Annotated in this window: 7 protein-coding genes; 2 read left to right on the forward strand and 5 right to left on the reverse strand. The window is 41.3% G+C overall.

The genetic code is table 11. The features are described 5' to 3' along the window. Positions 1-14 precede the first annotated feature (14 nt). Positions 15-1,211 carry a DUF3570 domain-containing protein gene (locus tag BP74_RS05415; RefSeq protein ID WP_496371843.1) on the forward strand — a complete coding sequence of 399 codons (1,197 nt, stop codon included), beginning with the start codon at positions 15-17 and terminating at the stop codon, positions 1,209-1,211. Positions 1,212-1,274: 63 nt separating this feature from the next. Here BP74_RS05415 and BP74_RS05420 read toward each other — a convergent pair whose 3' ends face one another. The 5 genes from BP74_RS05420 to BP74_RS05440 form a co-directional block, all read right to left on the reverse strand. Beyond that, positions 1,275-2,330 carry a class I fructose-bisphosphate aldolase gene (locus BP74_RS05420; RefSeq protein ID WP_496371845.1) on the reverse strand — a complete coding sequence of 352 codons (1,056 nt, stop codon included), beginning with the start codon at positions 2,328-2,330 and terminating at the stop codon, positions 1,275-1,277. Between the two features lie 182 nt (positions 2,331-2,512). After that, entirely contained in the window at positions 2,513-3,580 is a 1,068-nt protein-coding gene (gene fbaA / locus BP74_RS05425) for a class II fructose-bisphosphate aldolase (protein WP_496371847.1), read from the reverse strand. 109 nt (positions 3,581-3,689) lie between these two features. Beyond that, positions 3,690-4,772, reverse strand: a complete 1,083-nt coding sequence (locus BP74_RS05430) for a hypothetical protein (protein ID WP_496371849.1) — start codon at positions 4,770-4,772, stop codon at positions 3,690-3,692. Between the two features lie 3 nt (positions 4,773-4,775). After that, positions 4,776-5,588, reverse strand: coding sequence for an ABC transporter substrate-binding protein (locus tag BP74_RS05435; protein WP_496371850.1), 813 nt, complete (start codon positions 5,586-5,588; stop codon positions 4,776-4,778). A gap of 828 nt (positions 5,589-6,416) precedes the next feature. Further along, positions 6,417-7,775, reverse strand: a complete 1,359-nt coding sequence (locus BP74_RS05440) for a pyridoxal-phosphate dependent enzyme (protein ID WP_496371851.1) — start codon at positions 7,773-7,775, stop codon at positions 6,417-6,419. Between the two features lie 375 nt (positions 7,776-8,150). On the opposite strand from BP74_RS05440, the gene BP74_RS05445 reads away from it, so the two are divergent. Then, a partial coding sequence (locus BP74_RS05445; RefSeq protein WP_496371852.1) for a transposase occupies positions 8,151-8,361 on the forward strand: 211 nt, incomplete at its 3' end.

The following is an 8,361-nucleotide window of genomic DNA, read 5'->3' on the forward strand; positions in this document are numbered from 1 at the left end:
TATAAAACAGGAACATGAGAAAGCTAACGCTAACGGCCATAGGCATGTATATCGGGATCTTAAGTGCATTTTCTCAAAATACAGATAGTACTGCCTACAAAAGCAGGAAACTGCAACTCGATGAAATAGATTTTGTTTCAGGGTATTATAAACAAAATGGTAATAACTCAGCCGTAACAGGTGGTATTGGAACAGAGGATCTTACAGATTTTGCCAACACCATAGAATTGAAGTTTTCAAAATATGATAAGAAACTAAGGAAGCATAACCTGTCTTTTGAGCTGGGGGTAGACCATTATTCTTCTGCTTCATCTGACAAAATAGATCCTTATACTATTTCCTCGGCTTCTTCTGCCGATACAAGAATATATCCCTCTCTTTCCTGGAGTGTTCAGAATGAAGAAAAAAAGACAACATTTGGATTGAATGCGTCTTTTTCCAATGAATTTGACTACAGGTCCATTGGTATTGGTACCAGCTTTACCAAGGCCTCAAAAGATAATAACAGGGAATTCACCGGTAAGCTCCAGGCCTACCTGGATCAATGGTCGGTCATATTGCCAATAGAATTGAGACAAAATACCGGGAATAACCGGGAGCATGATGATTATCCTTCAGAACCCAGGAATTCCTACAGCGCCTCCCTTTCACTATCGCAGGTGGTCAATAAAAACCTTCAGGTATTGTTGGTTGCTGAACCAACTTATCAAAATGGACTATTGGCAACAAAATACCAGCGGGTATATTTTACCGATGGATCCTTACAGTCTGAAACGTTGCCAGATCATCGCTTTAAAATACCGCTTGGATTAAGGGCTAATTATTTCTTTGGGGACAAGGTCATATTGCGTTCTTTTTACAGGTATTACCAGGATGACTGGGGTCTGGCTGCTCACACTATAGACCTGGAAGCGCCTATAAAGATCACCCCGTTTTTTTCTCTAAGTCCATTTTACCGGTATTATACCCAAAATGGTATTGACTATTTCGCTCCCTACGGCGCCCACAAACCTGGTGAGACTTTCTTTTCCAGTGACTATGATCTCTCGAAATTTACCAGCAATTATTATGGCGCAGGCATCAGGCTCTCACCACCCAAAGGTGTACTAGGGATTCAAAAACTAAATAGTTTGGAGTTAAGATACGGTCATTACAATAGGAGTAATGGTCTGAATTCCAACCAGGTATCACTGGCACTAAAAATAAAATAGTAAACAGTTTTTCTTTAAACAGGAAAGTCGGTTATCGACCGGCCTTTCTTTATTTGCAGGTCTTTAAGCTATGCTTATTGACTCATCGAGATATACATCCTGTACGGCATTCAATAGTTGTACGCCTTCGCCAAAGGGTCTTTGAAATGCTTTCCGGCCTAATATCAGGCCCATGCCTCCAGCTCTTTTGTTAATGACAGCCGTAGCCACAGAGTCTGCAAGGTCAGATGCTCCTTTACTTTCCCCACCGCTATTGATCAGTCCAACACGGCCATTATAACAATTTAGTACCTGGTAGCGGGTAAGGTCAATGGGATGATCGGTAGTTAATTGATCATAGACCAGTTTATTCGTCTTTCCAAAATTAACAGCATTATACCCACCATTGTTGGTCGGCAGTTTTTGTTTGATAATATCTGCCTGGATGGTCACTCCTAAATGATTGGCCTGCCCGGTGAGATCAGCTGCTGTGGAATAATCTATGCCATCTACCTTGAATGCGTTATTACGCAGGTAGCACCATAGTATGGTTGCCATACCCAATTCATGTGCCTGTTCAAATGCTTCTGCAACTTCCTTAAGTTGTCTTGCACTTTCAGCACTTCCCCAATAAACGGTGGCTCCAATAGCTACTGCACCCATATTCCAGGCAGTTTTCACCGATCCAAAAAGGGCCTGGTCATATTTATTGGGATAACTCAGAAATTCATTATGATTGATCTTTACCACAAATGGTATCTTATGTGCATATTTCCTGCTCATGATACCCAAAACGCCAAAACTCGAAGCAACTGCATTGCAACCGCCTTCAATGGCCAGTCTTATAATATTATCCGGGTCAAAGTAAATAGGATTGGGAGCAAAAGAAGCACCGGCACTGTGTTCAATACCCTGGTCTACAGGAAAGATGCTGCAATATCCCGTACCGGCCAGCCTTCCATGATGCAATAAGCTGTGCAGGCTGCGTAATACCTGGTTGTTCCGGTTACTGCCGGTCCAGATTTCATCAATATGGTTTGGGGAAGGTAAATGGAGTACAGACTTGTCAATGGTTTTGCAGGTATGGGTTAAAAGGTACTCCCCCTTATCTCCCAATAATTCCCTGGTTGTTGCAGGCATGATCGTTAGTATTATAATAAAAGCAAATAGCAGGCAAAGATAGGAGAGTACCCAAAGAATAACCGTAGCGAAGAAATGAAGGAATTAAATAAAAAAACCTGTTATGAGGAAAGTTTAGCGGGCAATTCTTTCAGTCCCTTATTAAACTTCCTGATAACAGGTTATCAGATAGTATCTTATGATCAGGCGTTGCGGTTAATGCAATTCAGATCTTCAAAAGCTATTTCCAGTCTTTTGGAAAAGCTTTCTTCTGCTTTGCGGAGCCATACCCTCGGATCGTAAAATTTCTTATTAGGTTTATCTTCTCCTTCCGGATTGCCTAACTGGCCCTGCAAATACCCTTCATTCTTTTTGTAAAAACCAAGGATGCCTTCCCAGAAAGCCCATTGCAGGTCAGTATCAATATTCATTTTGATCGCACCATAACTAATAGCTTCGCGGATCTGGTTTTGTGGCGAACCGCTACCTCCATGGAAAACAAAATAAACAGGCTTTTCGGCTGTGCCAAAGTGTTGCTGTATATACTCCTGGCTATTGCGCAGGATATCTGGCCTTAATTCAACATTTCCTGGTTTGTACACGCCGTGTACGTTACCGAAAGCAGCTGCAATAGTAAACAGGTTGCCTACTTTTTTCAATTCTTCATAGGCATAAGCTACCTCTTTTGGCTGTGTATATAGTTTATCATTTTCGATCCCGCTATTATCGACGCCATCTTCTTCACCACCCGTAACACCTAACTCTATTTCCAGTGCCATACCCAGGGGTGCCATGCGTTTGAAAAATTGAACAGAGGTCTCAATGTTCTCTTCAATAGGCTCTTCGGAAAGGTCCAGCATGTGGGAACTGAACAACGGCTGACCTTTTTCTTTAAAATATTGTTCGCCGGCGTCAATTAAACCACTGATCCACGGCAACCATTTTTTAGCCGCGTGGTCAGTATGCAATACTACAGGTACTCCATAATACTTTGCTACATTATGGATGTGTAGTGCACCTGATATTCCACCGGAAATGTTTGCCTGCAATTTATCATTCGGCATTCCTTTACCCGCTATAAATTGCGCACCGCCATTGGAGAACTGGATGATCACAGGAGAGTTTACCTTGGCAGCTGTTTCTAACGTAGCATTAATGCTGTCTGTACCAATAGTGTTGACTGCCGGTAAAGCGAATCCATTGTCTTTAGCATCTTTTAAAAGTGCTTCAAGTTCATCGCCAAAAAGCACTCCTGGTTGATATTTTTTCATTCTTGACTCTTTCGGGTTTGTTTGTTTAATTAATTTTCCCAAAAGCAAGCAATCGTTCTTAAGCGGCGCTAAGATAAGGTAGTAAGGAGATAAAAAAAGATAATTATTGTCATATTGTCTTGTCGGTGAGCTTTCCCAAATTTCGCTGAATCCGTGACAGGTGGGGTTTTAAGCTGTATCGCATAGTTTGTTTCACCAGGTCGCCCATGGTTCTGCACCTCAGGAATATTTTAGCCCCGAAATGTTGGAAAAGCTCTGCTCTCAACTGATCTACTTTTTCCTCCGTGGAAATGACATCACGCGTCATGATATCCAGCAAATCCTTGATGCGATATCGTGATGAGGCCATACGGTATGCTATTAGCGTCCTTTCTTCGGCCTGGTATTGTTCAATGGAATCCTTGTTCAGGTATTTTAATGTTAGCTCTACATAAGGGAGGTTTTCCTTGAAGAACTGTGGCAGGTACATGTTCTTTCTTCCTTCATAAGACTGCTGATCAAAATCAATGGCCCGGATGCGGTATTGGTAATCTTCAATATCAGGAGTGAAGTTCACCACAAAATTATAGCTCCTCATATCGCCCAGCAACCTTACAAAACATCGCTCATTGAATTTGACAAACTCTTTGGCCAGCCTGATCTTGTTGGTTTCCGGCCGTTCCAGATAATCCTTTATAAAAATATCACCAGGCAAACCTGGTATATGTTCTTCTACCAGCGTGTTTCTGCCAGTAAAAAAAGTTATGGCATTGGGCGAAAGCAGGTGTTCCAGTTCAAGGCCATACACCCTGGAAGCATCTTCTTTCTTAATATAATAATGGTCATAATTATCATTGAACCGGTTAACGATACGGATGCGAAAGGGATTGGAATTGCCAAAGGTGCAGTAATCTATACGGGCTACGTCCAGGTGCTTGGTAAATGTATAATCACCTTCGGTTTTCAATAGCGCATAAAGGTTAATCAATCCCTGTTTGATATACTCCCAGTCGCGCATATCATACAGAGCTTTTTCCCATAGCGTATCCTGGCCATTTTTGTCCTTTAACGGTATGGAATAGGTAATGTTCAACAGGTCATTATAGGAGAGGGGCAGGTTGACCTCTCGCCCGTTCAATTTTAAGTAATTGCGTAAGGATTTATTGACGGGATAAAAAAACTTCTTTTTTGAGGGTTTATCTGGCTCCTGCATGATCTAAAATAAGTATAAAGACTGTATTTGCTTTTGAAGTTCCAAAAAGTAAGCAGGTGCTTTTTCGAGCCTGCTTCCATACCAACTGAACATCTCACCATCTACCAATATAAATGTGTAACCAGGCATTTGTTGTTGTAGTTCATGAATGTGCTTTGTGCTGAAAGGGAATGGTTCCGAGGAAAGTAAAACCAGGCAATTAGCTTCACCGGCTTTATTTATAATATCATCAGGTGTAATTACCGGGTAACGGGTTTGGTTTTGAAACAGGTTGCTGAAACCCGCATATTTCATCATTTCATTGATAAAATTATCTCCTCCTGTCGTCATAAGCGGATCTTTCCAGATAAGATACACCGCCTGCTTCTTATCATGTATAGCCGCTTTTAAAATCCCAAAATTTTCTTCAATCCTGTTTCGTATGTTTTCCGCCTTTTCTTCTTTGCCAGTAATGATACCGATAGATGTGATCATGGATAAAGCATCGTTCAGATCATTTATATCACTTACCCAGACCGGGAAATCATTAGCCAGTTCGTTAATTTGTTCCTGTACGTTTTCTTCCCTGTTGGCAATGATGAGATCAGGTTGCAGGCTACGGATCTTGTCCAGGTTCAACTGTTTGGTGCCTCCAACTCTTGTTTTGTTTTTGAACCAGGTTCCTGGATGAACACAAAATTTGGTAATGCCTATGACCTCATGGTCCAGGCCTAGATCGTATAACAATTCCGTTTGCGATGGAACAACCGAAATGATCCTTTTGGGGAAATTTGAAATTGCTACGCTACGCTTTAACTGGTCTTCATACAAAGGCATGATGCAATTTATACAATGAGCGCAACACAGCTAACAGAACAATTCAATGTGATAATTAAAGGATAAAGTGGGGAAGGTATTTACTTTTAAAATGCCATCACTATCACCGTCCTCCTGCTTTATTTTATCAATAATGCAGGAGGATAGGGTTATCTCCTGGCAATTCTGCAGGAGCATGGTGATAGGTTAACAGTCTTCTTCGTCGGATCGGTTTTCAGAGGACTGGATGGCTTAACTAAGGATTGGATTTTAAAAACGGGATTTCAAGGATACCAGCTTACATCGATATTGGTTTTCACAGGATGCTTCCTAAAAAGGAGAAGTTGATTGATATTGGATTCTAACCGTGGTTTTTCGAAGGATCTGGATAATGTTTTACTGGACGGTTTTGGAATACCTTTCGGTATTTTGGATCTTGGATTTTGGTTTTGCTTTTCCTGGATATTGGTTGTTTATACCAATCAACTTCTGCATACAAAACTAATAGCTGCAAGCAGGCCGTACAATTGCATGATTACTCTTTTTTACTTCTATGGTAAATACTATAGGCATCGTAAAGCATCTCAGGTAGTAGTAGGAAAATAACGAATCTGCAGTGCGGGGTTTTACGAAACATCAATGATGTTCAAATCAATATGTAAAGTAGAATTGCCTGGTAATAATTACAAAAGCCTTATTGATTAAGGCTTTTGTAACTTTTATAATTAAAAATAAACTATAGGGTTGGCAGGTGTTATTACGATTCCGTTGCTTTTTGTATGCAATTTATAACACTTATGAACACCCTAAGTGGTTTCACTTATGAGCAAAAAACGCTTACATCCGACATCAGGCCAATGCCTGTATAATATCGTATTTGGTAACTATATGGAAGTTCCCACTTTCGTCCTTAGCCAGTACGGCACCATTTTCCTTGTTGATCAATGTGCCAAGTTTTTCAATAGCTGTATCAAATGCAACAAGTGGAAAGGTTTTTTCCATTACCTGCTCTATTTTCTCTGACCTGATCTCGGGGTTGCTGAAAACTTTTTGAAACAATCCCCCCTCACTGATGGAACCGACGATCTCCCCATCTTTATTGGTTACAGGGATATGTTCTATATCGTATTTCTTCATCAATTCCACCGCCTCTGCAACCGATTGTGCTGGCTCAATGGTGATCAGTTTTTGTTTACCTCTTGCGTTGACCACATCTTTAAAAGATTTGACATCAAAAAATCCACGTTCAGCCATCCATTGGTCATTGTACACCTTATTCACATAGCGGCTGCCATGGTCGTGCAAGATGGCTACAACCACATCGCCTTTTTTCAATTTATCCTTTAATTGTTTCAGACCTTGAATACAGCTACCTGCACTGTAACCGCAGAATAAAGCTTCCTCTTTAGCCAGGCGCCTGGTCATTATGGCCCCATCCTTATCTGTCACCTGTTCAAAATAATCGATCACACTCATGTCATAGTTCTGGGGAACAAAATCTTCTCCAAATCCTTCAGATACATAAGGATGTACCTCGTTCATATCAACTTCTCCTGTTCTGAAAAATTTGGTAAGCAGGGATCCATAAACGTCAATAGCCCAGATCTGGATATTGGGATTTACTTCTTTTAAATATTGGGCAGTTCCAGTCACTGTTCCTCCTGTACCGGCAGTTACCACAAGGTGCGTGATCTTGCCTTCAGTCTGTTTCCAGATCTCCGGGCCTGTACTTTCATAATGGGCCTGGCGGTTGGCAAGATTGTCATACTGGTTCATCAGAAATGAATTGGGTATTTCCCTTTGCAGTCTTGCCGCTACGGAATAATAGCTGCGCGGATCTTCAGGTTCAACATTGGTGGGGCACACGATCACTTCTGCTCCTAAAGCGCGTAATATATCAACTTTAGATTGTGATTGTTTATCAGTTGTAGTGAAAATGCACCTATAGCCTTTTACCACGGCTGCCATTGCCAAACCCATACCTGTATTGCCTGATGTGCATTCTATAATAGTCCCGCCTGGTTTCAATTTACCTTCAGCTTCCGCTACTTCAACCATTTTCACAGCCATCCTGTCCTTAATAGAATTGCCCGGGTTGAAATATTCTACCTTGGCATATACATCGCAAGGCAGATCCCTGGTTATCTTATTTAATTTTACTAAAGGCGTATTTCCAATTGTTTCCAATATATTATTCTTTACATCCATTCGGTTCATTTTGAGCCGCCAAAGGTACTACAGTATCCTCATCTTTTAATATCTGCATAGCCGGGCAATTTTTTCACTTACTTATTAAAGGGTTTCAACCCATTCAATAAATTAACTCCTACCATCTTTCAGCTAGTATGCGCCGCCTTTGAGCCGTGTATGAGCCGCCTTTGAACCGCCTTTGAGCCGCCCCTTTAAAGAGGCGGCTCAAAGGCGGTATATACATCAGTGATGGCCGGGAAAGAGTGGTGTTATTATAGGTAGTGTTTAGATAACTGTGTAAAGGGATAGGGAGGCACAGCAGTTGGAAGATGAGGATTACCTCTGCTGCTGTTGCCGGACGATATTGGTTAACTTTAAAACACAGTTATTGTTATGGAAGTCAGCGAACAATTAAAGCTTTTGCTCAAAGAGCAGATAAAGCAACAATCCAGTGCTGGTGGCATCAGCGATTTATTGCAACAGGTCTTTAAAGAAGCTATCCAGGAGATGCTTCAGGCAGAAATGGACAATCATGTAGGCTATGAAAAGCATGCTCCTGATGCCTGTGAGTACCCCAATAGCCGCAATGGAACCAGCTCAAAAA

This window comes from Flavisolibacter ginsengiterrae DSM 18136, assembly GCF_059568575.1.

Excerpts from the sequence above, each read along its gene's own strand:
- BP74_RS05440 (WP_496371851.1), bottom strand. The coding sequence starts at position 7,775 with ATGGATGTAAAGAATAATATATTGGAAACAATTGGAAATACGCCTTTA.
- BP74_RS05435 (WP_496371850.1), bottom strand. The coding sequence starts at position 5,588 with ATGCCTTTGTATGAAGACCAGTTAAAGCGTAGCGTAGCAATTTCAAAT.
- BP74_RS05430 (WP_496371849.1), bottom strand. The coding sequence starts at position 4,772 with ATGCAGGAGCCAGATAAACCCTCAAAAAAGAAGTTTTTTTATCCCGTC.
- BP74_RS05420 (WP_496371845.1), bottom strand. The coding sequence starts at position 2,330 with ATGCCTGCAACAACCAGGGAATTATTGGGAGATAAGGGGGAGTACCTT.
- fbaA (WP_496371847.1), bottom strand. The coding sequence starts at position 3,580 with ATGAAAAAATATCAACCAGGAGTGCTTTTTGGCGATGAACTTGAAGCA.
- BP74_RS05415 (WP_496371843.1), top strand. The coding sequence starts at position 15 with ATGAGAAAGCTAACGCTAACGGCCATAGGCATGTATATCGGGATCTTA.